The 25,943-nt window shown below is 62.9% G+C and carries 27 protein-coding genes; 9 read left to right on the forward strand and 18 right to left on the reverse strand.

Annotation, left to right across the window (positions count from 1 at the left end; all coding sequences use genetic code 11):
* Positions 1-39: 39 nt before the first annotated feature.
* From rplS to rimM, 3 genes are all read right to left on the reverse strand, one after another.
* Positions 40-594 (reverse strand): 50S ribosomal protein L19, encoded by a 555-nt coding sequence (gene rplS, locus WBQ96_RS24620; RefSeq protein ID WP_091908728.1) that lies wholly within the window; start codon positions 592-594, stop codon positions 40-42.
* 192 nt (positions 595-786) lie between these two features.
* Positions 787-1,515 (reverse strand): tRNA (guanosine(37)-N1)-methyltransferase TrmD, encoded by a 729-nt coding sequence (gene trmD, locus WBQ96_RS24625; RefSeq protein WP_336554855.1) that lies wholly within the window; start codon positions 1,513-1,515, stop codon positions 787-789.
* Positions 1,512-2,126 (reverse strand): ribosome maturation factor RimM, encoded by a 615-nt coding sequence (rimM, locus tag WBQ96_RS24630; protein WP_336554856.1) that lies wholly within the window; start codon positions 2,124-2,126, stop codon positions 1,512-1,514. The genes trmD and rimM overlap by 4 nt, the downstream gene beginning before the upstream one ends.
* Before the next feature lie 119 nt (positions 2,127-2,245).
* On the opposite strand from rimM, the gene WBQ96_RS24635 reads away from it, so the two are divergent.
* Complete coding sequence (locus WBQ96_RS24635; RefSeq protein WP_165117992.1) at positions 2,246-3,187, forward strand: tyrosine recombinase XerC; 942 nt, start codon at positions 2,246-2,248, stop codon at positions 3,185-3,187.
* Positions 3,188-3,254: 67 nt separating this feature from the next.
* Complete coding sequence (locus WBQ96_RS24640) at positions 3,255-4,325, forward strand: TraB/GumN family protein (protein WP_336554859.1); 1,071 nt, start codon at positions 3,255-3,257, stop codon at positions 4,323-4,325.
* 20 nt (positions 4,326-4,345) lie between these two features.
* Here WBQ96_RS24640 and WBQ96_RS24645 read toward each other — a convergent pair whose 3' ends face one another.
* On the reverse strand, positions 4,346-4,819 hold the full coding sequence (locus WBQ96_RS24645; protein ID WP_165117988.1) for a DUF2867 domain-containing protein: 474 nt from the start codon (positions 4,817-4,819) through the stop codon (positions 4,346-4,348).
* Between the two features lie 170 nt (positions 4,820-4,989).
* On the opposite strand from WBQ96_RS24645, the gene WBQ96_RS24650 reads away from it, so the two are divergent.
* Entirely contained in the window at positions 4,990-5,439 is a 450-nt protein-coding gene (locus WBQ96_RS24650) for a hypothetical protein (RefSeq protein ID WP_205826676.1), read from the forward strand.
* A gap of 69 nt (positions 5,440-5,508) precedes the next feature.
* Here the strand turns inward: WBQ96_RS24650 and WBQ96_RS24655 are convergent, their stop codons facing one another.
* The 14 genes from WBQ96_RS24655 to WBQ96_RS24720 form a co-directional block, all read right to left on the reverse strand.
* Positions 5,509-5,787, reverse strand: a complete 279-nt coding sequence (locus WBQ96_RS24655) for a hypothetical protein (protein ID WP_165117986.1) — start codon at positions 5,785-5,787, stop codon at positions 5,509-5,511.
* The gene (gene lpdA / locus WBQ96_RS24660; RefSeq protein ID WP_336554865.1) at positions 5,787-7,190 is read right to left on the reverse strand and encodes a dihydrolipoyl dehydrogenase; all 1,404 of its coding nucleotides are present in this window, start codon (positions 7,188-7,190) and stop codon (positions 5,787-5,789) included. Before lpdA ends, WBQ96_RS24655 begins: the two co-directional genes overlap by 1 nt.
* Before the next feature lie 26 nt (positions 7,191-7,216).
* Positions 7,217-7,972, reverse strand: a complete 756-nt coding sequence (locus WBQ96_RS24665; protein ID WP_336554867.1) for an SDR family oxidoreductase — start codon at positions 7,970-7,972, stop codon at positions 7,217-7,219.
* Entirely contained in the window at positions 7,969-8,454 is a 486-nt protein-coding gene (locus WBQ96_RS24670; RefSeq protein WP_336554966.1) for a hypothetical protein, read from the reverse strand. The genes WBQ96_RS24665 and WBQ96_RS24670 overlap by 4 nt, the downstream gene beginning before the upstream one ends.
* 35 nt (positions 8,455-8,489) lie before the next feature.
* Positions 8,490-8,918 carry a VOC family protein gene (locus WBQ96_RS24675; RefSeq protein WP_336554868.1) on the reverse strand — a complete coding sequence of 143 codons (429 nt, stop codon included), beginning with the start codon at positions 8,916-8,918 and terminating at the stop codon, positions 8,490-8,492.
* Positions 8,919-9,012: 94 nt separating this feature from the next.
* Positions 9,013-10,299 (reverse strand): 2-oxoglutarate dehydrogenase complex dihydrolipoyllysine-residue succinyltransferase, encoded by a 1,287-nt coding sequence (gene odhB, locus WBQ96_RS24680; protein ID WP_336554870.1) that lies wholly within the window; start codon positions 10,297-10,299, stop codon positions 9,013-9,015.
* Between the two features lie 31 nt (positions 10,300-10,330).
* Positions 10,331-13,321, reverse strand: coding sequence for a 2-oxoglutarate dehydrogenase E1 component (locus WBQ96_RS24685; protein ID WP_336554872.1), 2,991 nt, complete (start codon positions 13,319-13,321; stop codon positions 10,331-10,333).
* Between the two features lie 116 nt (positions 13,322-13,437).
* The gene (sucD, locus tag WBQ96_RS24690) at positions 13,438-14,340 is read right to left on the reverse strand and encodes a succinate--CoA ligase subunit alpha (protein WP_336554873.1); all 903 of its coding nucleotides are present in this window, start codon (positions 14,338-14,340) and stop codon (positions 13,438-13,440) included.
* An 8-nt stretch (positions 14,341-14,348) separates the two neighbouring features.
* Positions 14,349-14,720: a cupin domain-containing protein gene (locus WBQ96_RS24695; protein WP_165117972.1), complete on the reverse strand. Its 372-nt coding sequence runs from the start codon at positions 14,718-14,720 to the stop codon at positions 14,349-14,351.
* Between the two features lie 4 nt (positions 14,721-14,724).
* Positions 14,725-15,918: an ADP-forming succinate--CoA ligase subunit beta gene (sucC, locus tag WBQ96_RS24700; RefSeq protein WP_336554876.1), complete on the reverse strand. Its 1,194-nt coding sequence runs from the start codon at positions 15,916-15,918 to the stop codon at positions 14,725-14,727.
* Between the two features lie 10 nt (positions 15,919-15,928).
* The gene (gene mdh / locus WBQ96_RS24705) at positions 15,929-16,897 is read right to left on the reverse strand and encodes a malate dehydrogenase (protein ID WP_336554878.1); all 969 of its coding nucleotides are present in this window, start codon (positions 16,895-16,897) and stop codon (positions 15,929-15,931) included.
* Between the two features lie 214 nt (positions 16,898-17,111).
* A complete protein-coding gene (gene zapE, locus WBQ96_RS24710) occupies positions 17,112-18,314 on the reverse strand; it encodes a cell division protein ZapE (RefSeq protein WP_336554879.1) in 1,203 nt (400 codons plus the stop codon).
* 106 nt (positions 18,315-18,420) lie between these two features.
* Positions 18,421-18,966: a protease inhibitor Inh/omp19 family protein gene (locus tag WBQ96_RS24715; RefSeq protein WP_165117963.1), complete on the reverse strand. Its 546-nt coding sequence runs from the start codon at positions 18,964-18,966 to the stop codon at positions 18,421-18,423.
* A 145-nt stretch (positions 18,967-19,111) separates the two neighbouring features.
* On the reverse strand, positions 19,112-19,552 hold the full coding sequence (locus WBQ96_RS24720; RefSeq protein ID WP_336554881.1) for a hypothetical protein: 441 nt from the start codon (positions 19,550-19,552) through the stop codon (positions 19,112-19,114).
* A gap of 112 nt (positions 19,553-19,664) precedes the next feature.
* On the opposite strand from WBQ96_RS24720, the gene WBQ96_RS24725 reads away from it, so the two are divergent.
* The 6 genes from WBQ96_RS24725 (at position 19,665) to ftsY (ending at position 25,886) form a co-directional block, all read left to right on the forward strand.
* Positions 19,665-20,696: an MBL fold metallo-hydrolase gene (locus tag WBQ96_RS24725; RefSeq protein WP_336554882.1), complete on the forward strand. Its 1,032-nt coding sequence runs from the start codon at positions 19,665-19,667 to the stop codon at positions 20,694-20,696.
* A gap of 6 nt (positions 20,697-20,702) precedes the next feature.
* Entirely contained in the window at positions 20,703-20,972 is a 270-nt protein-coding gene (locus WBQ96_RS24730; protein WP_336554885.1) for a hypothetical protein, read from the forward strand.
* Between the two features lie 117 nt (positions 20,973-21,089).
* Positions 21,090-21,608 (forward strand): Dps family protein, encoded by a 519-nt coding sequence (locus WBQ96_RS24735; protein WP_336554886.1) that lies wholly within the window; start codon positions 21,090-21,092, stop codon positions 21,606-21,608.
* A 93-nt stretch (positions 21,609-21,701) separates the two neighbouring features.
* Positions 21,702-22,586: a diaminopimelate epimerase gene (dapF, locus tag WBQ96_RS24740; protein WP_336554888.1), complete on the forward strand. Its 885-nt coding sequence runs from the start codon at positions 21,702-21,704 to the stop codon at positions 22,584-22,586.
* Positions 22,586-23,869 carry a tRNA (N(6)-L-threonylcarbamoyladenosine(37)-C(2))-methylthiotransferase MtaB gene (gene mtaB / locus WBQ96_RS24745; protein WP_336554890.1) on the forward strand — a complete coding sequence of 428 codons (1,284 nt, stop codon included), beginning with the start codon at positions 22,586-22,588 and terminating at the stop codon, positions 23,867-23,869. Before dapF ends, mtaB begins: the two co-directional genes overlap by 1 nt.
* 292 nt (positions 23,870-24,161) lie before the next feature.
* Complete coding sequence (gene ftsY, locus WBQ96_RS24750) at positions 24,162-25,886, forward strand: signal recognition particle-docking protein FtsY (RefSeq protein WP_336554968.1); 1,725 nt, start codon at positions 24,162-24,164, stop codon at positions 25,884-25,886.
* The last annotated feature ends 57 nt before the right edge of the window (positions 25,887-25,943 follow it).

Consider the following 25,943-nt stretch of genomic DNA (forward strand, 5'->3'; position numbering starts at 1 on the left):
GGCCGAAGCCGCCTTTTCGAAAACGTTCTGATGCAGAGATTATTCCGCGGCCGGCTCAGCAGCTGCGGCGGCCTCAGCGGCTGCTGCGGCTTCGGCAGCGGCCTTCTTCTCGGCGGCTTCCTGCGCTGCCTTTTCGGCGGCGAGAGCCTCGGCGGCTGCGATCTTCTCGGCTTCGATGCGGGCCTTCTCGGCGTTCAGCGCGTCGCGCTCGGCATCGTTCAGCTTGCGGGCGCGCACGCCGGTATTTTCCGTAATACGGGCCGACTTGCCGCGACGATCGCGCAGGTAATAGAGCTTGGCGCGACGGACCTTACCGCGGCGGACGATCTCGACGCCCTCGACCATCGGCGAGTAGACCGGGAAAACGCGCTCGACGCCTTCGCCATAGGAGATCTTGCGGACGGTGAAATTTTCCTGGAAGCCCGAGCCCGAGCGCCCGATGACGACGCCTTCATAAGCCTGGACGCGGGTGCGCGTACCTTCGGTGACGCGGACCAGCACGCGGACGGTATCGCCCGACTGGAATTCGGGAAGCTTGCGCTTCGCTTCGATTTTGGCGGCCTGTTCAGCCTCGATCTGACGGATGATGTCCATCGCAATGACCTCTTTCTTGGTTCTCAACAGTCAGAGCGCCCTGCACTTGCCACCCAGTTCAAAGACCGCTTGGCTATGCCTTATCTTCTCTGCGAGAAGCCGAGGCAGGGGCGATTTCACCGTCTTTCGTTGACGGGTCCGGGAGATTTTTCCCGGTTGCGAGCGGGCACATACACGCTTCCCGCGCGATTGTCACGCCTTTGTCGCAGCTTTTTTGCCGGTTTTGGGCCGTTCATAGGCCGAAAACAGGTCGGGCCGCCGTTCCTCGGTCAGTTTCTCGGCCTGCTCGCGCCGCCATGCTGCGATCTTGCCATGATTGCCGGAGGTCAGCACCTCAGGAATAGAAATACCCTCGAATTCCTGCGGCCGCGTGTAATGCGGATGCTCGAGCAGGCCGTTCTCGAAACTTTCCTCGTCGCCCGACACTTCGTTGCCCATCACGCCGGGCAACAGCCGCACCACGGCGTCTAGCAGCACAAGCGCCGCCGGTTCGCCGCCGGAAAGAATAAAATCGCCGATAGAAACCTCTTCAAGAGCTCGCGCCTCGATGACGCGCTGGTCGACGCCTTCGAAACGCCCGCACAGGATCATCACGCCCGGCCCCGCCGCCAGTTCGCGTACGCGGGCCTGCGTCAACGGCTTTCCACGCGGGCTCATCAGCAGCTTCGGCCGCGGGTCTTCCGCGGGTGCTGCGGCATCGATGGCCCTAGCCAGAATATCGGCGCGCATCACCATGCCCGCACCACCGCCCGCCGGCGTGTCATCCACCGTGCGATGCTTGTCTGTGGCGAAATCGCGGATCTGCACCGCCTCCAGCGACCAGTCGCCGCGCTCCAGCGCCCGCCCGGCCAGCGAAATGCCGAGCGCGCCCGGAAACATTTCGGGGTAAAGCGTCAGCACGCTGGCGCGAAAACCGCTCACCGGTTGCCCCCGGCATCCTTCGGCCCGCGCGGCCGGCTTTTTGTCTTCGAATTCTCGGCCTTCTCGGCGGCACGCTCTTCCGAGCCATCGTCGCCGTCCTCGACCAACCCCGCAGCCACCGTGTCGATGCGCACGAAGCCGGCATCGATGTCGATCTCCGGCACCGCGGCCTCGGTGAAGGGGATCAGCACGCCCTTCCGGCCCTGATAGGTGACTTCCAGAATGTCGCCGCCGCCGAAATTCTGCACCGCACTCACCTTGCCGACGGCAGCACCGGTTTCATCCTTCACGGCGAGCCCGACCAGATCAGCGTGATAAAACTCGTCATCATCGCCGTCATCCGGGAGCGCCGAGCGATCGACGAAAAGCTCCGTGCCCGTCAGCGCTTCCGCCGCATTGCGATCACCGACGCCCTTGAAGCGGACGACGACCACCGTGTTTGCCGGCCTGATATCGACAATCTCGAAAGCCCTGCCATCACTGGTATAGAGCGGCCCGTAGTCGGCCAGCGCCAGCGGATCGCCGGTGAAGGTTTTCACGCGCAGCTCCCCCTTGATGCCGTGGGCGGCGCCGACAATGGCCATCTGGATGGGATTCTTGGGTTTGGGCATGGGTTTTTCGATCCTTTGCCCGTCTCTATCGCCCATGCCGTAGCTTTTCAATCTCGGCGGCCTTCACGCCTTGCTAACCCGCTTGCTTCAGCATCTGACGACTCATCGAGAGACAGTCCATGCAGCAGGAATTCCTCATCGCCGCCCGGCCCGACCTCCAGTCGGCGCGGGAGCAATGGCTGAAAGCGCTGGCTGGGGAACGCCGCCTGTCGGCCCTGACGGTCGACGCCTATGAGCGCGACACGCGCCAGTTCTTCCAGTTCCTCACCGGCCATTGCGGCGGCGCGCCCGGCATCTCCGACATAAAAGACCTTCGCCCGGCCGATCTGCGCGCCTTCCTGGCCTCGCGCCGCAGCGGCGGTGCCGGCGCGCGCACGCTTGGCCGTGGCCTTGCCGGCATCCGCTCCCTGCTGCGGTTCATGGAACGAAAGGGCCTCGTCAACGCCGCGGGTGCCGCAGCCTTGCGCGCTCCGAAACAGCCGAAGTCCCTGCCCAAGCCACTGACCGCTATTGACGCCAGGCGCGTCGTCTCAGGCGACGAGCAGCTTGCCGAAGAGCCGTGGGTCGCAGCCCGCAATGCCGCCGTGCTGACGCTGCTCTATGGCTCGGGCCTGCGCATTTCCGAAGCGCTCGGCCTTACCGGGCTGGATCTTTCCAGTCCTTCGGACACGGTCCTGCGCATCACCGGCAAGGGCGGCAAGACGCGGCTCGTTCCCGTCCTGCCGGTGGCGCTTCAGGCGGTGGCGGAATACCGCAAGCTCTGCCCCTATCATCTCGGGCCGGAGACGCCGCTGTTTCGCGGCACGCGCGGCGGGCCGCTCAACCCGGCAATCATCCAGCGCGAGATGCAGAAGCTGCGCTCCGCGCTCAACCTGCCTGATACGGCGACCCCGCATGCGCTGCGCCATTCCTTCGCCACCCACCTGCTCGGACGTGGCGGCGACCTGCGCACCATCCAGGAACTGCTCGGCCATGCCAGCCTGTCGACCACGCAGGTCTACACCGGCGTCGATACCGCGCGGCTGCTTGAAATCTACGAGGCAGCACATCCCCGCGCCTGAGCGTTAAGGCGATAATTTTCGCATCGCGATTAACCGTTTCGCCGTTTTTTGCGCCTACATCTTGGGCATGAAACGCTTGCCTGCCATTGCCGACCGCACCGCACTCACCGCACTCGCCCTTGTCGTGGCGCTCAACGTGCTGTTTTTGATTTCCTTCGTCGTCGTGACGTTGCTGGCCATGGGCAAGGCCCATGCCGAGGCCCCGGCCTGCAAGGGCACCGATATGCTGGTGGCCCTCCAGAAAAGCGACCCGGCGCTGCTGGAAAAGATCAAGCTGGAAGCTGCCCAAACCGTCAACGGCCAGGGCCTTTTGTGGAAGCTCGAAAAGCCCGGCGAAAAGCCGTCCTTCCTGTTCGGCACCATGCACATGACCGACCCGCGCGTCACCTCGCTGACGCCGGCGGCGCAGAAAGCCTTCGATGCCGCAGACACCGTCGTCATCGAAACGACGGAGGTTATCGATCAGGCAAAGATGATGGCCGCGATCATGAAGGAACCCGACCTGACAATGTTCACCGACGGCACGACGCTGACCTCGCTGCTGTCGCCAGAAGACGCCGCGACCGTCGACAAGGCGCTGGAAGCGCGCGGCATTCCGCCGGCAAGCGTCGCCAAGATGAAGCCATGGATGCTGTCGGCGGTGGTTGCGCTGCCGGCCTGCGAACTTGCCCGCAAGGCGCAAGGGGCGCCAGTGCTCGACATCAAGCTCGCCAAGGACGCCGAGGCGCAGGGCAAGACGCTCGAGGGGCTGGAAACGATCGCCGACCAGCTTCGCGCCATGGCCTCGCTGCCGCTCGACTTCCACATGAAGGGTCTGGTCGAGACGCTGAAACTCGGCGACCGCATGGACGATGTCACCGAAACCATGATCGTGCTCTACCAGAAGGGCGAGATCGGCATGTTCTGGCCGCTGTTCCGCGCCGTTCTGCCCAGCGGCGAAAGCGACGATGCCGGCTACGCCGATTTCGAGGAAACCATGGTCACCGCCCGCAACCGCGTGATGGTCGAACATGCCGAGCCCATTCTGGCGCGCGGCAATGCCTTCATCGCGGTCGGTGCGCTGCATCTGCCGGGTGACAATGGCCTGGTCGAACTCTTCCGCAAGGACGGTTTTACCGTCACCGTCGCGGACCGCTAGAGCAATTCCAGAAAACCGCTCTAACCTCGCCCAACCCGCGCCAGCATAGCCGGCACGATGATCCGGTGAAAGGGCATGATGATCGCCAAATAGACCCGGCCAAGCCAGTTGTGCGGGGCGACCAGCGTCGATGCGCTGACCTCCTGCCTGCCTTCGCCGAGTTCCTTCACATCGACCAGCAGCCTGAAATCGAGATGCCGGTCATCCAGCCCCAGAACGACCCTGGATGCGGTCTGGCTTATGACGGGAAACATCCCCACTTGCCTTTGGTGCGGCTGAAGGTCGACGCCGCCGGTTTTCAGTCCGAACGGTTTGACCAGAAGATTGCGCAGCGCCAGCAACCGGCTGACCCAGGCCGGGCCGTTGAGAATGGCCCGCTCGGCGGCCGTAATCGCATCGAACGCCTGCCCGTCGATCACGACGGCATAGCGATCGGCGAAGCTCGCGCCGGGCAGCAATTCGCCGGATTTTGGAAAGCTTTGTACCGCAGGCATGTCAGGAACCTCGGTTTCTACAAATCCCGTTGAAACTAGCATGTTTCGACCGCGCCTGCGGCGTGGCGTAACGCCGCCTTCTCATCCGCACATAGCTGAATCTCTGGCGGATGAAACCAAATCGAATACTGCGCGTTTTGATAACAGTGCAACCGACGGAGACCACCACCATGGCCAATCCTCAGCGCATTCCGGATCCGCGTGAAACGGATCCGATGAACCCCGTACCACCGCTTGCTTCCAGCGCGGAAGCCGACCCGCGCCTCAATGCGGCCAACAACAGCCGCCCGATCGAGAACACCGTCGTGCAGTCGAGATCCGGCGGCAGCGGCATCCTGATAGCAGCGATCGTTCTCGTTCTTGCCGTGATCGCCTATTTCATTTTTGTGCCGACCACGCCGAACTCGCCTGTGGAACAGGCAACACCTCCGGCAGCGACAGAAACAGCCCCCGCGACGCCTGCCCCTATGGCGCCTGCGCCTGACGCGACGGCTCCCGCCGCACCGGCAACGCCTGCAACGCCGGCGCCTGAGTCGTCAGCGCCTGCTGCCCCGGCTCCGGCTGAGCCGGCTCCTGCCCCGGCAACCCCTGCTCCGGCTCCTGCCGCCCCCGCGCAGTAAGCTGATAGAGCATCCTGAAAACGCAAGCGGCCCGCTTTCAGCGGGCCGTTTCTTTTGATCCTTGGAATACTACGGCTTTTCATTATCGCGATTGAGCACCGTCAAGACCTTGCTCGCAAATCCGAGCGAGAACAGCCCCCACAACAAACTCGCGGCAATGTCGAACACCGTGACCAGATAGGCGAAGCGTATCGTTTGATCGAATGTCAGGTTCAAGCCCGACGCGGCGTCTGATATCCACTGCATCCCGATTTGCGCGTAAAAACGCGAAATCACATCGACGACCAAAGCGACGACACCAAGTTTCAGGAAGTTGGCGCGCAGCCACGCCCACATGTCGGCAGCCATCAGATATGGATCGGCTTGAAGAAGGTCGCGAGTGCTGCTTCCTTCACGGCTTCCGACATGGTCGGGTGCGCGTGGCAGGTGCGGGCAAGATCTTCCGACGAGCCGCCGAACTCCATCAGCACCGCCGCCTCGTGGATCATTTCGCCGGCGCCGAAGCCGACGATATGCGCGCCCAGTACCCGGTCGGTCGCCTTGTCGGCGAGGATTTTCACGAAGCCGTCAGTCTTGAGCATGGCGCGCGCGCGGCCATTGGCCGTGAAGGGGAACTTGCCGACCTTGTAGTCGATACCCGCCTTCTTCAGCTCTTCCTCGGTCTTGCCGACGGAGGCCACTTCCGGGCTCGTATAGACGACGCCGGGGATGACATCGTAATTAACATGGCCGGCCTGGCCAGCGATGATCTCGGCAACCGCGACGCCCTCGTCCTCGGCCTTGTGCGCCAGCATCGGGCCGGCAATCACGTCGCCGATCGCATAGATGCCCGCCACATTGGTCTTCAGATGTCCGTCGGTCTTCACCCGGCCACGCTCGTCCAGCTCGACACCGGCCTCGGCAAGCCCGAGCCCTTCCGTATAGGGCTTGCGACCCGTGGCGATCAGCACAACATCGGCCTCGATCGTCTCGGCATCACCACCCTTCACCGGCTCGAAGGTGACGGTTGCCCCCTTCTTCGATTTCACCACGCCGGTGACCTTCGAAGAGAGCTTGAACTCGAAACCCTGCTTGGCCAGCATACGCTGGAACTGTTTTGCCACCTCGCCGTCCATGCCACCGAGGATCGTGTCGAGATACTCGACCACCGTCACCTTGGTGCCGAGACGTGACCAGACCGAGCCAAGCTCAAGGCCGATGACGCCGCCGCCGACCACGATCATCGTGGCAGGCACCTTGGCGAAATCGAGCGCGCCGGTGGACGACACGATCACCTTCTCGTCGATATCGACCTTGACGCCGGGAATGCCGGCGACATCCGAGCCGGTGGCAATAACGATGTTCTTCGTCTCGACTTCCTGGACCTTACCGTCATCGCCGGTCACCGACACCTTGCCGGCGGCAACGATCTTGCCGGTGCCGCGCAGCACGTCGATCTTGTTCTTCTTCATCAGGAAGTCGAGGCCCTTGACGTTCTGGTCGACCGTCTGGTCCTTGTGGGCAAGCATCTGCTTGAGGTTCAGCTTCGGCTTGCCGACTTCTACGCCGAGCGCGTCGAAATGCGAGACCTCGGCAAACATCTCGGAAGCATGCAGCAGCGCCTTGGAGGGGATGCAGCCGACATTGACGCAGGTGCCGCCATGGGTGGGCCGCTTCTCGACCACGGCAGTCTTCAGGCCAAGCTGCGCCGCCTTGATGGCGCACACATAGCCGCCGGGGCCGGTTCCAATCACCACCACATCATAAGCCATGATAAAATCCTTCAATCTCGGGCAACTCAGCGCCCACCACTAATGTTCACCAATGCGCCCGTCGCATAGGACGCCTCATTCGATAGAAGCCAGAGCACGGTATTTGCGATTTCTTCGGCCGTTCCGCCGCGTCCCATGGGAACCACGCCCTTCATCCGCTCGACGCGATCCGGCTGACCGCCGGACGCATGGATTTCGGTGTCGACGATGCCCGGCCGCACGGCGTTGACGCGTATGCCTTCCAGGGCCACTTCCTTCGACAGGCCCACCGTAAAACTGTCGATCGCGCCCTTGGAAGCGGCATAGTCTACATACTCCCCCGGCGAACCAAGCACGGCCGCAACCGACGATATATTGACGATCGCGCCGCCCTTGCCGCCATGGCGCGTCGACATACGCTTCACCGCCTCGCGGGCGCACAGCATCGAGCCGATGACGTTGATGCGCATCATGCGCTCCAGCCGCGACAGCGCCATTTCGTCGACACGGGCTTTGACATCGACGATCCCCGCATTGTTGACCAGCGCATCCAGCGAGCCGAAGCGACTGTCCACCGCCGAAAACATTGCCAGCACATCCGTCTCGCTGCCGACATCGCCCTTCACCGCAAAGGCGTCGCCGCCCTTCGCCGTGATCTCGGCGACCAGCTCTTCGGCAGCACCCGCATTGGACGCGTAATTAACTGCGACCCGGTATCCGCGCTCAGTCGCCAGCCGGCAGATCGCAGCACCGATGCCCCGGCTGCCGCCGGTGACGAGGATGGATTTTGCAGCACCGGTCATTCCTGGCACCCTTGTATAGAGAAAACGTCCCAGGGCAGCTTGGAAAAGCCCTTCTCGCCATAGGCGGAGGAATAGCGCAGCGAATGAGCGAGATCGGGGAAAACGAGCTTCTCCGGTGCGATCACGCCCTGAGCCGGCAGCAGATCGATAGTGCCCGTCGCATCGGCGGTATAGATGACGCCCTGCCAGACCGTGCAGGTTTCCAGTTCCTCGCCGGTGACGTCGCCCTCCGGGCATTTATACATCAGCATGCCGTTTGGCCGCGCCACACCCTCGCTCCACATGACGATGCCGTCCAGCACCACGTCATTGTCGAGCAGCATGCGGAACTGGTTGGTGACGGCGGCGGCCTCGCCGCGCGGCGTGAACTCGACCGACGCCACCTTTTCGCGGTCGCCATAAACCGAAAGCTCGATCGGGCAGGCTGCATAGGCGGAACCGCATGACATCAAGGCGACCGCGCCCGACAGTGCGGCGCGCATAAATCCGCGCGGTGAGAGGCGCAGTCCGCCCCCCGTCACGACTGCTTCTCCAGCGGCGCGTTGAAGGCCCAGACATGGCCGAAGGGGTCGGTGATCCTGGCATAGCGCGAGCCCCAGAACGCGTCTTCCGGCGCCATGGTTATTACAGCACCCGCCTCAGCCGCCTGTTCCACGGCGCTATCCACATCCGAAGGCGTCGGCAGGTTGATGTTGATGGTCAGCCCCGCGCCGCCACGGCTCATCGGCGACAGAACCTCGCCGCCAAATTCCGGAAACTCGTCATGCAGCATGACCTCTGAGCCGAACATCGACAGATTGGCATGCAGCACGCGCACGCCGTCCTCGGCCATCTGCTCGAAGGTCTCGACCGCGTCGAAGGCCTTCTCGTAGAAAGCGATCGCCTCCCGGCCGCCCTTGACGCAGAGATGCACCTGGATGGGGGGAATGTTGGGTTCGAAGGCCATTGTCCTGCTCCTTTGGGGCAGCAAGCCTAGCGCATGACCCTTTGAACCGGAAGATTTCCGGGAAAGATCATGCGCCAATTCAAACGGCTGGACCTCAGAGGTCCAGCACCAGACGTTCCGGGTCTTCCAGGCTTTCCTTGACGCGCACCAGGAAGGTCACGGCTTCCTTGCCGTCGACGATGCGGTGGTCATAGGACAGCGCCAGATACATCATCGGGCGGATGACGATCTGCCCGCCGACGACCACCGGACGGTCCTGGATCTTGTGCATGCCCAGAATGCCCGACTGCGGCGCATTGAGGATCGGCGTCGACATCAGCGAACCATAGACGCCGCCATTGGAGATGGTGAAGGTGCCGCCCTGCATGTCGGCGACCGACAGCTTGCCGTCGCGGGCCGCCAGACCCAGCCGGCCGATCTCTTTTTCGATCTCGGCAATCGACATCTGGTCGGCATCGCGCACCACCGGCACGACGAGACCCTTTTCGGTGCCGACCGCAACGCCGATATGGGCGTAGTTCTTGTAGATGATGTCGGTGCCGTCGATCTCGGCATTCACTGCCGGGATTTCCTTCAGCGCGTGCGTCACCGCCTTGGTGAAGAAGCCCATGAAGCCGAGCTTCACGCCGTGCTTCTTCTCGAACACGTCCTTGTACTTCGTGCGCAGGTCCATCACCGCCTTCATGTCGACCTCGTTGAAGGTCGTCAGCATGGCGGCGTTCGACTGCGCTTCCTTCAGGCGGCGCGCAATCGTCTGGCGCAGCTTGGTCATGCGCACGCGTTCCTCGCGAGCCTCCTCGCTTGCCGACGATGGCACGCGCGCTGCCACCGGGGCTGCCGGCGCCGAAGCGGCCGGAGCGGAAAAGCCCTTGGAGATGGCGTCGAGCACATCGCCCTTAAGCACCTGGCCGCGCTTGCCGGTTCCGGTCACCTGATCGACGGATGCGTTGCTCTCGGCAAGCAGCTTGGCCGCGGCCGGAGCCGGTGGCATCTTGCGCTCTTCGATCTCGCCTTCGCCGGCGATTTTTGCGGTCTTCTCGGCGGCTTCCTTGGTGGTCGAAGCGCTGGAAGCACCAGCGGCCTGCGCCACGGCGTCAGGCTTGGCGGCTTCCGCCTTGGCAGCGGGCTTGGGCGCAGCACCGGCACCTGCCGAAATCGTGCCGAGAATGGCGCCAACGCCGACGGTCTCGCCTTCGGCCGCTGCGATTTCGGTCAACGTGCCGGCAGACGGCGACGGCACTTCGATCGTCACCTTGTCGGTTTCAAGCTCGACCAGCGGCTCGTCGGCGGCAATCGCGTCGCCGACCTTCTTGAACCATTTGCCGATGGTCGCCTCGCTGACGGATTCGCCGAGGGTCGGGACGCGGATTTCGGTAGCCATTTTTTGCCTATCCGTTTTTGGAACTGAGGGATTATTCGCCGAGCGCGTCGTCGAGGAACGCCTGGAGCTGCGCCAGATGCTTCGACATCAGGCCCGTTGCCGGCGATGCCGCCGCCGGGCGGCCCGTATAGCGCACGCGCTGATGCTTGGCGTCGATATGGGCGAGCACCCATTCCAGATACGGGTCGATGAACGACCACGCACCCATGTTCTTCGGCTCTTCCTGGCACCACACCATCTCCGCGCCGCGGAAGCGCGACAGCTCGTTGATCAGCGCCTTGGCCGGGAACGGGTAGAGCTGTTCGACGCGCAGCAGGTAGATGTCGTTGATGCCGCGCTTCTCGCGCTCCTCGTAGAGGTCGTAATAGACCTTGCCCGAGCACAGCACGACGCGGCGGATCTTCGAGTCCTTGGTGAGCTTGATCGCCTGGTCCGGCAGCATCTGCGCATCGTCCCACAGCAGGCGATGGAAGGCGCTTTCGCCTGATATTTCGCCGATCGTCGAAACCGCCCGCTTGTGGCGCAGCAGCGACTTCGGCGTCATCAGGATCAGCGGCTTGCGGAAGTCGCGCTTGAGCTGGCGGCGCAGGATGTGGAAATAGTTAGCCGGCGTCGTGCAGTAGGCGACCTGCATGTTGTCTTCGGCGCAAAGCTGCAGGAAACGCTCCAGCCTCGCCGACGAATGCTCAGGTCCCTGCCCCTCATAGCCGTGCGGCAAGAGGCAGACGAGACCCGACATGCGCAGCCACTTGCGCTCGCCCGACGAGATGAACTGGTCGAACACCACCTGCGCACCGTTGGCGAAATCGCCGAACTGCGCTTCCCAAAGCGTCAGCGCCTTGGGCTCGGCCAGCGAATAGCCATACTCGAAACCAAGCACAGCCTCTTCCGAAAGCATCGAGTTGATGACTTCGAAATTCGCCTGGGCGGCCGAGAGGTTGTTGAGCGGGATGTAGCGGTTTTCATCCTTCTGGTCGTAGAGGACGGAATGGCGCTGCGAAAACGTGCCGCGCTCCGAATCCTGACCCGAAAGCCGGATGGGATTGCCGTCGAGCAGGATCGAGCCGAAGGCCAGCGCCTCGGCCGTCGACCAGTCGATGCCTTCGCCCGAATCGATCATCTTGCGCCGCGTCTCGAGGAAGCGCTGGATGGTCTTGTGCGCCTCGAAGCCCTGCGGCACCTCGGTCAGCTTCTTGCCGATTTCCTTCAGCGTCTTGACCGGCATTGCGGTCTTGCCGCGCCGCTGCTCGTCCTCATTGTCGGCCGTGCGCAGGCCCGACCATGCGCCGTCCAGCCAGTCGGCCTTGTTGGGTTTGTAGTGCTGGCCGACTTCCCATTCGGATTCGAGATGAGCGCGCCAGTCGGCCTTCATCTTGTCGAACTCTTCCTGGCTGATATGGCCCTCGGCAATCAGCTTGTCGCCATAGATCTGCACCGTCGTCTTGTGGGTGCGGATGTTGCGATACATGATCGGCTGGGTGAATGCCGGCTCATCGCCCTCATTGTGGCCGAAGCGGCGATAGCAGAACATGTCCACCACCACCGGCTTGTGGAACTTCATGCGGAATTCGATCGCCACCTTGGCGGCATAAACCACCGCTTCCGGATCGTCGCCGTTCACATGGAAGATCGGCGCCTCGATCATCTTGGCGACGTCAGACGGATAGGGCGACGAGCGCGAGAAGCGCGGGTTCGTCGTAAAGCCGATCTGGTTGTTGATGATGAAATGCAGCGTGCCGGCAACGCGGTGGCCGCGCAGGCCCGACAGGCCGAGGATTTCGGCGATCACGCCCTGGCCGGCAAAGGCCGCATCGCCGTGCAGCAGCAGCGGCAGCACCTTGGCGCGTTCCTCCAGCGGCACGATCTCATCGCGCGGCGTGCGGCCGTAGAGCTGGTCCTGCTTGGCGCGGGCCTTGCCCATAACGACAGGGTCGACGATTTCCAGATGCGACGGGTTGGCCGTCAGCGACAAATGCACCTTGTTGCCGTCGAACTCGCGGTCCGACGATGCGCCAAGATGGTACTTCACGTCGCCCGAGCCTTCGACGTCGTCGGGCGCATAGGAGCCGCCCTTGAATTCGTGGAAGATGGCGCGGTGCGGCTTGGCCATCACCTGGGAAAGCACGTTGAGGCGGCCGCGATGGGCCATGCCGAGCACGATGTCCTTCATGCCGAGCGCGCCGCCGCGCTTCATGATCTGCTCCAGCGCCGGAATCAGCGATTCACCGCCGTCGAGGCCGAAGCGCTTGGTGCCCTTGTACTTGACGTCGATGAACTGCTCGAAGCCTTCGGCCTCGATCAGCTTCTGCATGATCGCCTTCTTGCCCTCGGCGGTAAACGCGATGCCCTTGTCCGGCCCCTCGATGCGGGCCTGAATCCAGGCCTTCTCCTCCGGGTTGGAGATGTGCATGAATTCGACGCCGAGCGTCGAGCAATAGGTGCGCGTCAGGATGTCGAGCATCTCGCGGATGCTTGCATATTCGAGCCCGAGCACATGGTCGATAAAGATCTTGCGGTCGTAATCGGCTTCGGTGAAGCCGTAGGAGACCGGCGAAAGCTCGTTATAGTCCTCGATGGGATTGGCGATGCCGAGAGGATCGAGATTGGCATGGAGATGGCCGCGCATGCGATAGGCGCGGATCATCATGATCGCGCGCACGGAATCGCGCGTCGCCTGCAGGACGTCGATGTCGGAAAGGGCCACGCCATTGGCAACGGCCTTGTCCTTCACCTTCTTCTCGATCTGCTTTTCGACCAGGCCCCAATTGCCGTCCAGCGCCGAGACGAGTTCGCCGTTCGACTGCAGCGGCCAGCTCGGCGTCGACCAGGAAGCGCCCTTGGCGTTCTTCTTGATGTCGCCGGCATCGTCCTTCAGCGAAGCGAAGAAATCCTGCCATTCCGGATCGACCGATGACGGATCGTCCTCATAGGCGGCATAAAGCGCGTCGATATAGTCGGCATTGCCGCCATAGAGGAACGAAGTGAGGGAAAACTGGTCGTTGGCCTGATCTTGTCGTGCCATTTTCTCTATCCGGAGTTTTCGCTCCGTCTCCTTTGTCAGGGGAGTAGGAGAATAGGGCAGTAGGGGAGTATGTTGGTGCTTTCCCTACTGCCTTACTGCCCTACTCCCTTATTCCCTTAACCCTTGATCGCCTCAACCAGCGTCGTGCCGAGACGTGCCGGCGACGGCGACACGCGGATGCCTGCCGCTTCCATCGCCGCGATCTTGTCTTCCGCACCGCCCTTGCCGCCGGAGATCACAGCGCCTGCATGGCCCATGGTGCGGCCGGCGGGAGCAGTGCGACCGGCGATGAAGCCGGCCATCGGCTTCTTGCGGCCGCGCTTGGCCTCGTCGATCAGGAACTGCGCTGCATCTTCCTCGGCCGAACCGCCGATCTCGCCGATCATGATGATCGACTTGGTCTCTTCGTCGGCCAGGAACATTTCGAGCATGTCGATGAATTCCGTACCCTTGACTGGATCGCCGCCGATGCCGACGGCGGTCGACTGACCAAGTCCGGCATTCGTCGTCTGGAACACCGCCTCATATGTAAGCGTGCCGGAGCGCGAAACAACGCCGACCGAGCCCTTGCGGAAGATGTTGCCGGGCATGATGCCGATCTTGCACTGGTCGGGCGTGACGATGCCCGGGCAGTTCGGCCCGATCAGGCGCGACGTCGAACGGTCGAGGCGCGCCTTGACCTTGATCATGTCGGCAACCGGGATGCCCTCGGTGATGCAGACGATCAGCGGGATTTCCGCCTCGATCGCCTCGATGATCGCCTCAGCTGCACCTGCCGGCGGGACATAGACGACGGACGCATTGGCGCCGGTCTTTTCCTTGCCTTCGGCAACGCTTGCGAAGATCGGCAGGGTCTCGCCCTTGGCGCCGGTCCAGCTCTCGCCGCCCTTCTTCGGGTGGATGCCGCCGACCATCTTGGTGCCGTGATAGGCCAGCGCCTGCTCGGTGTGGAACGTGCCGGTCTTGCCGGTCAGGCCCTGGACGAGGATTTTGGTGTTCTTGTCGATGAGGATGGACATTGTTTCCCCTAAAGCCGCTTGAGGTTTGCGACGGTCAATTCACTTTTCGCATTGCCGGTGTTGAGCGTCGTTGCCGGCTCGAACATCAGCACAACGGGTTCTTCGGTGATGGAGCGCGGCCGATGCTCGACACCGCGAGGCACGACAATAAAGTCGCCCTCGCTTAGTTCGACCGGGCCGTCGCGAAAATCGATGGCGATTTTTCCGCGCAGGACGAGAAAGGCCTCGTCCTCATTGTCATGCGCGTGCCAGTCGAACATCGCACCGAATTTGGCGACCTTGGCCTGCGCATCGTTCACGTCGCCGGCGATATGCGGATCGAAGACCTTATCGATCCTGGCATCCGCCGCCTCGACGAGATTTATCTTGCGCGGAGGCATCGGCTCAGCCCTTCACCGCCGCGACGATCTTCTTGGCCGCATCGTCGAGATCATCGGCGGAAACGACGTTCAGGCCGCTCTCATTGATGATCTTCTTGCCGAGTTCGGCGTTGGTGCCTTCGAGGCGCACCACCAGCGGAACCTTGAGGCCCACTTCCTTGACCGCCGCGATCACGCCCTCGGCAATGACATCGCACTTCATGATGCCGCCGAAGATGTTGATCAGGATGCCTTCGACCGCCGGGTCTGCGGTGATGATCTTGAACGCCGCGGTGACCTTTTCCTTGGAAGCGCCGCCGCCGACATCGAGGAAGTTCGCCGGCTCTGCGCCATAGAGCTTGATGATGTCCATGGTTGCCATGGCAAGGCCGGCGCCATTGACCATGCAGCCGATATTGCCGTCGAGCGCGACATAAGCGAGGTCGTATTTCGACGCCTCGATCTCCTTTGCGTCCTCTTCGGTCGTGTCGCGCAGTTCGAGCACGTCGGGATGACGGAACAGGGCGTTGTTGTCAAACGACACCTTGGCGTCCAGCACGCGCAGGCGGCCATTGGTCATGACGATCAGCGGGTTGACCTCGAGCAGGCTCATGTCCTTCTCGACAAAGGCCTTGTAGAGGATCGGGAACAGCTTTTCGCCGTCCGCAGCCGCCTCACCCGAAAGCTTCAGCGCGCCGTTCAGCGCCTTGAGGTCTTCGGCGGTCACGCCCTTTTCGGGATCGATCGCAACGGTGATGATCTTTTCCGGCGTGTCATGAGCGACAGCCTCGATGTCCATGCCGCCCTCGGTCGAAACCACGAAGGCGACGCGACCGACTGTGCGGTCGACGAGGATCGACAGATAAAGCTCGCGGTCGATGTCGGCGCCGTCCTCGATATAGAGGCGGTTGACCTGCTTGCCGGCCGGGCCGGTCTGCTTGGTCACCAGCGTGTTGCCGAGCATCTCCTTGGCGTTGGCGACGACGTCTTCGATCGACTTCGCCAGCCGCACGCCGCCCTTGGCGTCCGCCGAAAGCTCCTTGAACTTACCCTTGCCGCGGCCGCCGGCATGGATCTGGCTCTTCACCACATAGAGCGGTCCGGGCAGTTTCCTGGCAGCAGCCTCAGCCTCACCGGCGTTGAAGATCGCCACACCTTCGGCCACCGGCGCGCCAAAACCCTTCAGCAGCGCCTTGCCCTGATATTCATGGATGTTCATGAGCCGATCCTCACTTGCCGCCGAGATTGGGCGAAATGCCGACGCAGGCTTCGCAAAGGCCCTTCACGGCCGCGACCGACGTCTCGAACATCTTTTCTTCCGTCTTGTTGAAGTCGATCTCGATGATGCGCTCGACACCACCGGCACCGATCACCACCGGCACGCCGACATACATGTCCTTCACGCCGTACTGGCCGCTGAGATAGGCAGCGCAAGGCAGCACGCGCTTCTTGTCGCGGAGGTAGCTTTCGGCCATGGCGATCGCCGAGGCAGCCGGCGCATAATAGGCCGAGCCGGTCTTGAGCAGGCCAACGATCTCGCCGCCGCCCTTGCGGGTACGCTCGACGATGGCGTCGAGCTTCTCCTGGCTGGTCCAGCCCATCTTGACGAGGTCCGGCAGCGGAATGCCGGCAACCGTCGAATAGCGCACCATCGGCACCATGTCGTCGCCGTGGCCGCCAAGCGTCATGGCGCTGACATCCTCGACCGAAACCTTGAACTCGTCGGCGAGGAAATAACGGAAGCGGGCCGAGTCGAGCACGCCGGCCATGCCGACGACATGGCTCTTCGGCAGGCCGGAGAACTTCTGCAGCGCCCAGACCATGGCGTCGAGCGGGTTGGTGATGCAGATGACGAAAGCGTTGGGCGCATACTTCTTGATGCCGGCGCCGACCTGCTCCATCACCTTGAGATTGATGCCGATCAGGTCGTCGCGGCTCATGCCGGGCTTGCGCGGCACGCCGGCGGTGACGATGCAGACATCCGCACCCTCGATGCCGGCATAGTCGTTGACGCCGGTATAGCGCGCGTCGAAGCCGTCGACCGGCGAGGATTCAGCAATATCGAGGCCTTTGCCCTGCGGAATGCCCTCCGCGATGTCGAAGAGGGCGACGTCGCCGAGTTCCTTGAGGCCGATCATATGGGCGAGCGTGCCGCCAATCATGCCGGAACCGATGAGGGCTATCTTGTTGCGTGCCATGTGAGGATGTTTTCCCTTTGTCTGTAACCGGGCACGATGGCGCCGGTGGATAGAGCGTTTAGGCCAGATGGATCAGGGTTATGCAGCCAGAATTTCGCCGTTGGAATTAGACCCATAGGGCTTGAAATTCAACCGATTATTTTGACCTCAAGGATTTCAATCGGTTAGAAACAAATGGAGTTACGTAAACGTCAAAGTTTTCGCGAAATGAACGTCACGCCGTCAAAGATTTGCCGGCTTCCTGGGATTGCGCGGGCGCATGGCGCACCGCCCAGTCGTCGAGCCAGTCGCGGCTCTGCATCTCCATAAGCCGCGATGTGGTCCGATCGAACTCGAAGGCCTCCGTGCCGCGCTTGCCGACGTAAAGCTCCTGCGGCGGCGCTTCGGCGCTGACCACCAGCCGGACATGATGGTCGTAGACCGTATCTACGAAGAGAATAAAACGCTTGGCCTCGTTGCGCCTGTTCTCGGCCAGCACCGGCACATGGTCGACGAAGATCGTCGAAAAGCGCCCGGTGATCGCCAGATAGTCGCGCGCGCCATGCGGTTTCTCGCACAGCTCGGCGAAGGTGAAGCGCGCCGCATCGCCGGCAGCGACCGGCACGGCCACCTGTCGGCCCTTGACCGTCAGTGACGCAGCCTCTGCCAGCGCGCCATGGGTCATCGCCTTCCAGGCCTCGTCCATCTGCCGGTCGGTCTCAGCGCCCGGCGGCGTCATATAGACCGGCATGCGGTTCAGCTTCTCAAGCCGGTAATCCTTGTCGGCATCGAGGTCGAGCACGTCGGCATGACGCTTGAGAATACTGATGAAGGGCAGGAAAAGCGCCCGGTTCAGCCCGTCGCGATAGAGATCGTCGGGCGCCACGTTCGACGTCGCCACCAGCACCACGCCTTGCGCAAAAAGTGCAGAAAACAGCCGCGACAGGATCATCGCGTCAGCGATATCGGTCACGGAAAACTCGTCGAAGCACAGCACCCAGGCTTCGTCGGCAAGTGCAGCCGCCACCGGCGGGATCGGATCGTCTTCCTTCGTCTCGCCATTCTTGCGGGCGAGGCGATGCTTCTGGATGCGGTCCTGCACATCGGCCATGAAGTCGTTGAAATGGATGCGCCGCTTGCGCCGCACCGGCACCAGCTCGAAGAACATGTCCATCAGCATGGTCTTGCCGCGGCCGACATCGCCATGGATGTAGAGCCCTTTGACGGGCGCCTGGTTCTCGCGCTTCTTGCCGAACAGCCAGCCGAGCGCGCTGGATTTCTGCGCCAGCCGTTTTGAGCAAAGCTCGTCGATCAGCCGGTCGAGTGCGCCGACGATGACTTCCTGCGCCGGGTCGCGCTCCAGCGCGCCCGTCTCGGCGAGATGGTCGTAACGCTGCCGGACGGTAGCTCGCGTCTGGATACCGTCACGCAGATGCATTGATCATGTCTCTGGAGATCCGTGGTCGGATTTTTCGGGCACGATCCCCGAAAGCTGCGGGCTTTCTTACAGGATCGCGCGCCGAAATAAAGACGCCGCTTGTGTCTTATCTGCTGAGCGAGATCGGCACGCCGCTCTCGGTCTGGCCGTCGAATTTCGAAGCGCCGGAAGAATAGAGGCGCGCCAGCGTTCCGCCGTTTTCATCATAGAGGGTAAGCTGCTTGCCGGCGACATTCCACGACTTCACGCCATCGATCGGAGCCGGGCAGCGCAGCGGGCCGGCGCGGAAACCCTGGCCGAACTTGGTCTGCGGAGTGGCGACGCGGCAGCTCTGGCCGGAAACGGAAGCATTCCAGACGCCGGCGACGCTGCCGGCCGAAAGGTCGGGCGCATTGGCGTCGGGCTGCGGAGCGGCAGCAGGCGGCAGGCCGGCGACCTGCGTTCCGGCACCCGGTGCACTCGGAAACTGCGACGGATCGGTCGTACCGGGAGCAGCCGGAGGCGGCAGCGTGCCGGTTGTGACGCGGCCTGCCGGAGCAGCCGGAAGCGGCGCGGGCTGCGTGTCCATCGAAGACATGCGATCGCTCTGGCACCCGCTTGCCGCCAGCGCCAGAAGCGATACGGCCAACAGGCCCGTTCTCGAAAAAATCATCTAAAACCTCCGTCGGAGCCCGGGTCCGCCACCCGCTTAAATTCACCATCCCTACAAACAGGGCGATAATGGGCAGATTTCAACCGCATATGGTTAAAATACGGTTTGCGGCAGCGGTTGTTGCAAAAATATCGCAGAATCAGCGTCAACTGTTAATCGCAAGGCTTGGCACGAAGACATAGCCGTCCGGTCCGACGATATGGCATTCGCGAATACCATGCGGCTTGTCGACCGAACCGGCCAGCACGATGTGATCGTGCTTGCGCGCCATCGTCTCGATGCGGTCTGGATCTGCGCCGTAGAGCCTGATCTCCAGTCCCGCACCGCGTGTTTCCACGCCCGCAATGACCCCTGTCATCGGGTTGTTGAGGTAGGAATGGTCGGCATGCAGCATGAACACAGAGCCGAGAAGCTGGACCGCAGCGAAATCTTCGTCGGCATAGATGATCTGCGCGCCGAGCACGTCGCGGCAGAAATCCTCCATGGGCGCGATCTCGCGAACGAGAAGATTGACGCCGATGCCGCGCGGCAGCGAGCGGCCGAAATCGTCTGCCGCCATCCAGGGCTGCTTGGTTCGCTTCTTCACGGCACTCTCCCTCAGTTGCCGGTTCTATATTAGAAAACCGGTATGCCTCTGCTTGATCTTGCAGCCATCAAATGCTTGCACCAGCCCCCTGCACCTTTATCTTGAGCATCAGATGGCCAGGAAACCGAAAACACCAAATCCATATTACCAAGGCCCCGAGAGCGATCATTTCGACGGCCGCATCTTCTTCAATCCTGACGGCACCCCGCCCGGCAGCTTTTCGGCGCTGCTGAAATGGCAGCTCGGCGGCGGCCGGTCCAAATGGCCTGCCTCATGGCCGACGCCCTTTACCCAGGCAAAACCGGCGCGAAAGATTGCCGGCGACGATCTGCGCGTCACGATGGTCGGCCACGCCTCGCTGCTCATCCAGGTCGCCGGGCTGAACATATTGACGGACCCTGTCTGGTCCGAGCGCGTGTCGCCATTCACCTTCGCCGGCCCCAAGCGCGTGAACCCGCCCGGCATCGCCTTCGAGGATTTGCCGCCGATCCACATCGTTCTCGTCAGCCACAATCACTACGACCATCTCGACGTTGCGACGCTGAAGCTTCTGCAGGCAGCCCACGACCCGCTGGTCATCACGCCCCACGGCAACGACATCATCATCCGCGCCGGGGCGCCTGAAATGCGCGTCGTCAGCGGCGACTGGGGCGACAGTTTCGAACTCGAAGGCATCACCATTCATATCGAGCCGGCCCATCACTGGTCGGCGCGCGGCGCAAAGGACCGGCGTATGGCACTGTGGGCCGGCTTCGTCATCGGCACGCCGGCCGGAAAAATCTATTTCGCCGGCGACACCGGCTTTCACGACGGCATCAACTATCGACTGGTTGCCGAAAAACATGGCGGCTTCCGCTTCGCCATATTGCCGATCGGTGCCTATGAGCCGCGCTGGTTCATGAAGCCGCAGCATCAGAACCCGGACGAGGCCGTGCAAGGCATGCTGCTTGCCAACGCCGCCTTCGCCGCCGGCTGCCACTGGGGCACCTTCCAGCTCACCAACGAACCGATCGACGAACCCCGCGCCAAGCTGCAAGAAGCGCTGGACACTCACGGCGTCGCCCGCGAGAAATTCCGCGCCATGCTCGCCGGCGAGGTCTGGGATGTGCCGGGGGTACTTACGAAAGCGGATATAGGAGCCTGAGCCGGCATGACAGCAAGCAAACTGGCAGGGCTGATCGACGTGTTCCAGGACGTCATTCATGCCCTGCGGTTCGACAATGAAGAAGATTTTATCGCGGAAATGGAGGACATGCTCGCGCAGCTTCGATCGGGCTCGATGCCGAACAAGTTGAAGATGAAAGTTATTTTTGCGCCGACCGGCCCTCTTCAGGAGGCCAGCATAAGCAGCGGATGGGCTGATGAGTATCTGCGTCTCGCAGGCCGGTTCGATGTGGAACTGGCGCAGGCATTTGCTTGAGATAGCCGGAACGACCTTTGCAGGCTGTTGTGGTATGAATTTCGATATGGCCAAGGAACGGAGTTCAATGGCCTGCATTTCTGGAAGGCACCGCACAAACCCCTACAGGAGCTCATCATGCCGGATACGGACAAGGCCAAGAAGAACCGCAAGGCCCCGCTCACCACGCCCACCGGCCTCGGCGACAATGCGCGACGCGACATCACCGGGGCGCTGAATGCCCTTCTGGCCGACGTTTTCGCAATTTATCTGAAGACCAAGAACTTCCACTGGCATATGAGCGGGCCGCATTTCCGCGACTACCATCTGCTGCTGGACGAGCACGGCGACCAGATCTTCGCCATGACAGACGTGATCGCCGAGCGCGCACGCAAACTGGGAGGCACCTCGCTGCGCTCGATCGGCCATATCGCCCGGCTACAGCGCATTCCCGACAACGATGCCGACTTCGTAACGCCTGAGGACATGCTGGCCGAACTGCGCCAGGACAATGAGGCGCTGATCGCCTCCATGCGCTCTACCCACGACGTCTGCGACGAGGAAAACGACGTCGCCACCGCCAGCCTGCTCGAAAACTTCATCGACGAAGCCGAGCGCCGCGTCTGGTTCCTGTTCGAGATGACCCGCAACAGCTAGCATCGGCCAAGCCGATCGCGACGAGGGGCGATGCCATTGCGGCGCGCCCTTCGCCACTGGTAATTCGCCGTCATTTCCGCCATATAGGCCGAAATGAGCATGACCGCGCCTTTCGCCAAGATGAACGGGCTCGGCAACGAGATCATCGTTGCCGATATGCGCAGCCGTGCCGATCGCATTACGCCGGCTGCGGCCATCGCGCTGAACGTCGACCCGGCGACCAAGTTCGACCAGATCATGGCCATCTATGACCCGCGCACGCCGGGTACGATCAACTATATCGAGATCATCAATTCCGACGGCACCATGGCGCAGGCCTGCGGCAATGGCATGCGCTGCGTCGTACAGGCGCTCGCTGCCGAAACCGGGCAGAAGATCTTCACCTTCGAAACCGTCGCCGGCATCCTCAACGCCGAGGAACATGCCGACGGCCTGATCTCCGTCGACATGGGCATTCCACGCTTCGGCTGGCAGGATATCCCGCTGGCCGAGGAATTCCGCGATACCCGCATGATCGAGCTGCAGATCGGCCCGATCGACGCGCCGGTGCTGCATTCGCCGTCCGTCGCGTCCATGGGCAATCCGCATGCGATCTTCTGGGTGGACAACGATGTCTGGTCCTATGAGCTCGACCGTTTCGGCCCGCTGCTCGAAAACCATCCGATCTTTCCCGAGCGCGCCAATATCTCCATCGCGCAGGTCACCTCGCGCGAAACGCTGAACCTGCGCACCTGGGAACGCGGCGCCGGCCTGACGCTCGCCTGCGGTTCGGCCACCTGCGCGGCAGTCGTTTGCGCCGCCCGCACCAACCGCACCGGCCGCAAGGTCGAGGTCACGGTACCGAGCGGCGGTCGCCTGACAGTCGAATGGCGCGCCGACGACCATGTCGTCATGACCGGCCCGGCTGAATGGGAATTTTCCGGCAACTTCAATCCCGCCACCGGCGCGTGGCAGCGCGAAATCGAGGGCGCGGCCTGATGGCGGTCGATGTCGTCACATTCGGCTGCCGGCTGAACACCTACGAATCCGAGGTGATGCGCCGCGAGGCCGAGGCCGCGGGTCTTGGCGAACTCAAGAACGGCGCCGTCATCTTCAACACCTGCGCCGTCACCGCCGAGGCCGTGCGTCAGGCCAAGCAGTCGATCCGCAAGGCGCGGCGCGAAAATCCCGACGCCCGCATCATCGTCACCGGCTGCGCCGCCCAGACCGACCCTGCCGCCTTCACGGCCATGGGCGAGGTCGACCTCGTGCTCGGCAACGAGGAAAAGCTGAAGTCGCACAATTACCGCGCATTGCCCGACTTCGGCGTCAACGACACCGAAAAGGCCCGCGTCAACGACATCATGAGCGTGCGCGAGACGGCATCCCACATGGTCGATGCCATCGAGGGCCGGGCGCGCGCTTTCGTGCAGGTGCAGAACGGCTGCGACCATCGCTGCACCTTCTGCATCATCCCCTATGGCCGCGGCAATTCACGCTCCGTGCCGATGGGCGCCGTGGTCGAGCAGATCAAGCGCCTGACCGGCAATGGCTATGCCGAGATCGTACTGACCGGCGTCGACATGACCAGTTTCGGCGCCGACCTGCCGGGCACGCCAAAACTCGGCAAGCTCGTCAAGACCATCCTTGCGCAGGTTCCCGACGTGCAGCGGCTGCGCCTGTCGTCCATCGATTCCATCGAGGCCGACGACGACCTTCTCGACGCCATCGCCACCGAAAAGCGGCTGATGCCGCATCTGCATCTGTCGCTGCAATCGGGCGACGACATGATCCTGAAGCGCATGAAGCGCCGCCATCTACGCGACGATTCGATCCGCTTCTGCGCGGATGTGCGTGCACTTCGACCCGATATCGTCTTCGGCGCCGACATCATCGCCGGCTTCCCGACGGAGACGGAAGAAATGTTTGCTAATTCGGAAAAGATCGTCGAGGAATGCGGTCTGACCCATCTCCACGTCTTCCCCTATTCGCCGCGCGAGGGCACGCCCGCAGCGCGCATGCCGCAGGTTTCCGGCCGCGCCATCAAGGAGCGCGCCGCGCGCCTGCGCGCCGCCGGCGAGGCTGCATACAGGCGGCATCTGGACAAGCTCGTCGGCACGAACCAGTCGCTTCTTGTCGAGCGCAACGGGATCGGCCGCACCGAAGGTTTCACGCTGGCGGCCATCGATGGCGGCCAGCCCGGCGAAATCCTTGCCGCCACCATCACCGGCCATGACGGCGCACGGCTGACCGCCGCTGCCGCCGCCCGCCGCGCGGCCTGAGAAGCAAAGCATGGCATTCGACTTCATCAAGAAAGTCTTCTCCTTCGGCCGCAAGAAGGTCGAGGAGGTCGAGCCCGAGCCGGTGGAAGAGCAGGCAGCGCTGCCTGCAACTGAGGCGGAAGTGGCTATGTCCCCCTCCCCCTCGGTCGACGAAGTCGATCGGGGTGGGGTCGTCGGATCGTCGGATGCGACGGAGGAATCTGTCGTCGCAGAACCGTCGAGCCCGGTCGAACCGACCCCCTCTGGTCCTTCGGACCACCTCCCCCTCGAGGGGGGAGAGGACGCCGAGGAAATTCCGACCGAGCGCCCAGCGCTTCCCGATTTCCTGCGACGTGAGGAGGCCGACGAAGCGCCTGCTCCTGCCGAAGCAGAGCCGACGACGCAGCCGGAGCCACCGGCACCTGAAGAGCCTGCACCTGCACCCGAAAAGCCAGCGCCCGCCCCTGTTCCGGTAGAGCCTGAACCCGCCGTCCCGGCACCAGCTCCAACACCTGTCGAGCCAGAACCAGCTCCGGTAGAGCCTGAGCTACAGCCTGTCGAGATTCCGGCACCAGCCGAACCAACGCCCGAGCCGCAGCCAGCGGTTCCGGAAGAGGTTTCCGCACAACCGGACGAGCCTGCGCCAATTCCGGCTCCGGTCGAAGTTCCAACGCCGCCGACAGAACCGACGCCCGAGCCACAACCTGCCCCGCAGGAAGTGCCGCCGCAACCAGCAGAGCCGGTACCCGCGCCTGCGCCCATAGAGATTCCTGCGCCCGCTCCATCACCGGCGGAGCCCGAATCTGCCCTGGTACCCGTGGAAATTCCGGTTCGCTCGGATGAGCCGGAACGCGAACAGGCGAGCACGACAGACGAAGTTGCTGCTATCGACGCCGAGGCACCCCTACCTCCCGGTGATGAGGAAGAACTCGCTGCACCCGCAGCCGAGATTTTCCCGCCGCTGCGCCAGCCGGAGCCGGTCGAGACCGACCCTCTGCGCGATGAAATCGCCCCCGAGCCAACCCCGGTGCCGACGCCACCGCCTGCCCCGGGCAAGGTTACCGTCACCAAGAAGGTCGAGCAGAAGGCCGAGCCGGTCGCACCCGCCGCGCCCGAACCAAAACTGTCGTGGTTCCAGCGTCTGCGGCAGGGCCTGTCACGCTCGTCGAAGGAGCTTTCCGGCAGCATCGCCGGCGTCTTCACCAAGCGCAAGCTGGACGAGGAGACGCTGGAGGAGCTGGAAGACGTGCTGATCCGCGCCGATCTCGGCATGGAAACGGCACTGCGCGTCACCGATGCGCTGGCTTCCACCCGCTACGGGAAGGACGTTTCGGACGCCGAAGTCCGCGCCATCATGGCGGTCGAGATCGAAAAGGTGCTGAAGCCGGTGGCGATGCCGCTGGAACTCGACCTGTCGCACAAGCCGCATGTCATTCTGGTCGTCGGCGTCAATGGCACCGGCAAGACAACCACGATCGGCAAGCTCGCGGCAAAGCTGACCGATGGCGGTCTGTCGGTGATGCTGGCCGCCGGCGACACCTTCCGTGCCGCGGCGATCGAGCAGCTGAAAATCTGGGGCGAGCGCACCAACTCGCCGGTCGTCGCCTCGAAACTCGGCGCGGATGCCGCAGGTCTTGCCTTTGACGCCTTCGTCAAGGCGAAGGAGGCAGGCTCCGACGTGCTGATCATCGATACCGCCGGGCGCCTGCAGAACAAGGCCGAGCTGATGGCCGAACTGGAAAAGATCGTCCGCGTGCTCAACAAGCACGACCCGGAAGCGCCGCACACCGTGCTGCAGACGGTCGATGCCACCACCGGCCAGAACGCCCTCAACCAGGTCGAGATCTTCCGCAACATCGCCGGCGTCAACGGGCTGGTCATGACCAAGCTGGACGGCACGGCGCGCGGCGGCATCCTTGTCGCGATTGCCGCCAAGCACAAGCTGCCGGTCTATTTCATCGGCGTCGGCGAACAGGTCGACGACCTCGAACCATTTTCCGCAAGCGATTTCGCCAAAGCGATCGCTGGAGTAGCGTAGGAAGCAAGATCCCAAAAAGTTGCAGACTTTTTGGACAAGATCATGCGTAAGAAAGAA

This window comes from Mesorhizobium sp. CCNWLY176 (assembly GCF_037153935.1).
In the GTDB taxonomy this organism is placed as follows: Bacteria; Pseudomonadota; Alphaproteobacteria; order Rhizobiales; family Rhizobiaceae; genus Mesorhizobium_M; species Mesorhizobium_M zhangyense.

Coding starts and splice junctions, on each gene's coding strand:
- rplS (WP_091908728.1), bottom strand. CDS start 594: ATGGACATCATCCGTCAGATCGAGGCTGAACAGGCCGCCAAAATCGAA.
- rimM (WP_336554856.1), bottom strand. CDS start 2,126: ATGCCCAAACCCAAGAATCCCATCCAGATGGCCATTGTCGGCGCCGCC.
- WBQ96_RS24635 (WP_165117992.1), top strand. CDS start 2,246: ATGCAGCAGGAATTCCTCATCGCCGCCCGGCCCGACCTCCAGTCGGCG.
- WBQ96_RS24640 (WP_336554859.1), top strand. CDS start 3,255: ATGAAACGCTTGCCTGCCATTGCCGACCGCACCGCACTCACCGCACTC.
- WBQ96_RS24645 (WP_165117988.1), bottom strand. CDS start 4,819: ATGCCTGCGGTACAAAGCTTTCCAAAATCCGGCGAATTGCTGCCCGGC.
- WBQ96_RS24650 (WP_205826676.1), top strand. CDS start 4,990: ATGGCCAATCCTCAGCGCATTCCGGATCCGCGTGAAACGGATCCGATG.
- WBQ96_RS24655 (WP_165117986.1), bottom strand. CDS start 5,787: ATGGCTGCCGACATGTGGGCGTGGCTGCGCGCCAACTTCCTGAAACTT.
- lpdA (WP_336554865.1), bottom strand. CDS start 7,190: ATGGCTTATGATGTGGTGGTGATTGGAACCGGCCCCGGCGGCTATGTG.
- WBQ96_RS24665 (WP_336554867.1), bottom strand. CDS start 7,972: ATGACCGGTGCTGCAAAATCCATCCTCGTCACCGGCGGCAGCCGGGGC.
- WBQ96_RS24670 (WP_336554966.1), bottom strand. CDS start 8,454: ATGCGCGCCGCACTGTCGGGCGCGGTCGCCTTGATGTCATGCGGTTCC.
- WBQ96_RS24675 (WP_336554868.1), bottom strand. CDS start 8,918: ATGGCCTTCGAACCCAACATTCCCCCCATCCAGGTGCATCTCTGCGTC.
- odhB (WP_336554870.1), bottom strand. CDS start 10,299: ATGGCTACCGAAATCCGCGTCCCGACCCTCGGCGAATCCGTCAGCGAG.
- WBQ96_RS24685 (WP_336554872.1), bottom strand. CDS start 13,321: ATGGCACGACAAGATCAGGCCAACGACCAGTTTTCCCTCACTTCGTTC.
- sucD (WP_336554873.1), bottom strand. CDS start 14,340: ATGTCCATCCTCATCGACAAGAACACCAAAATCCTCGTCCAGGGCCTG.
- WBQ96_RS24695 (WP_165117972.1), bottom strand. CDS start 14,720: ATGCCTCCGCGCAAGATAAATCTCGTCGAGGCGGCGGATGCCAGGATC.
- sucC (WP_336554876.1), bottom strand. CDS start 15,918: ATGAACATCCATGAATATCAGGGCAAGGCGCTGCTGAAGGGTTTTGGC.
- mdh (WP_336554878.1), bottom strand. CDS start 16,897: ATGGCACGCAACAAGATAGCCCTCATCGGTTCCGGCATGATTGGCGGC.
- zapE (WP_336554879.1), bottom strand. CDS start 18,314: ATGCATCTGCGTGACGGTATCCAGACGCGAGCTACCGTCCGGCAGCGT.
- WBQ96_RS24715 (WP_165117963.1), bottom strand. CDS start 18,966: ATGATTTTTTCGAGAACGGGCCTGTTGGCCGTATCGCTTCTGGCGCTG.
- WBQ96_RS24725 (WP_336554882.1), top strand. CDS start 19,665: ATGGCCAGGAAACCGAAAACACCAAATCCATATTACCAAGGCCCCGAG.
- WBQ96_RS24730 (WP_336554885.1), top strand. CDS start 20,703: ATGACAGCAAGCAAACTGGCAGGGCTGATCGACGTGTTCCAGGACGTC.
- WBQ96_RS24735 (WP_336554886.1), top strand. CDS start 21,090: ATGCCGGATACGGACAAGGCCAAGAAGAACCGCAAGGCCCCGCTCACC.
- dapF (WP_336554888.1), top strand. CDS start 21,702: ATGAGCATGACCGCGCCTTTCGCCAAGATGAACGGGCTCGGCAACGAG.
- mtaB (WP_336554890.1), top strand. CDS start 22,586: ATGGCGGTCGATGTCGTCACATTCGGCTGCCGGCTGAACACCTACGAA.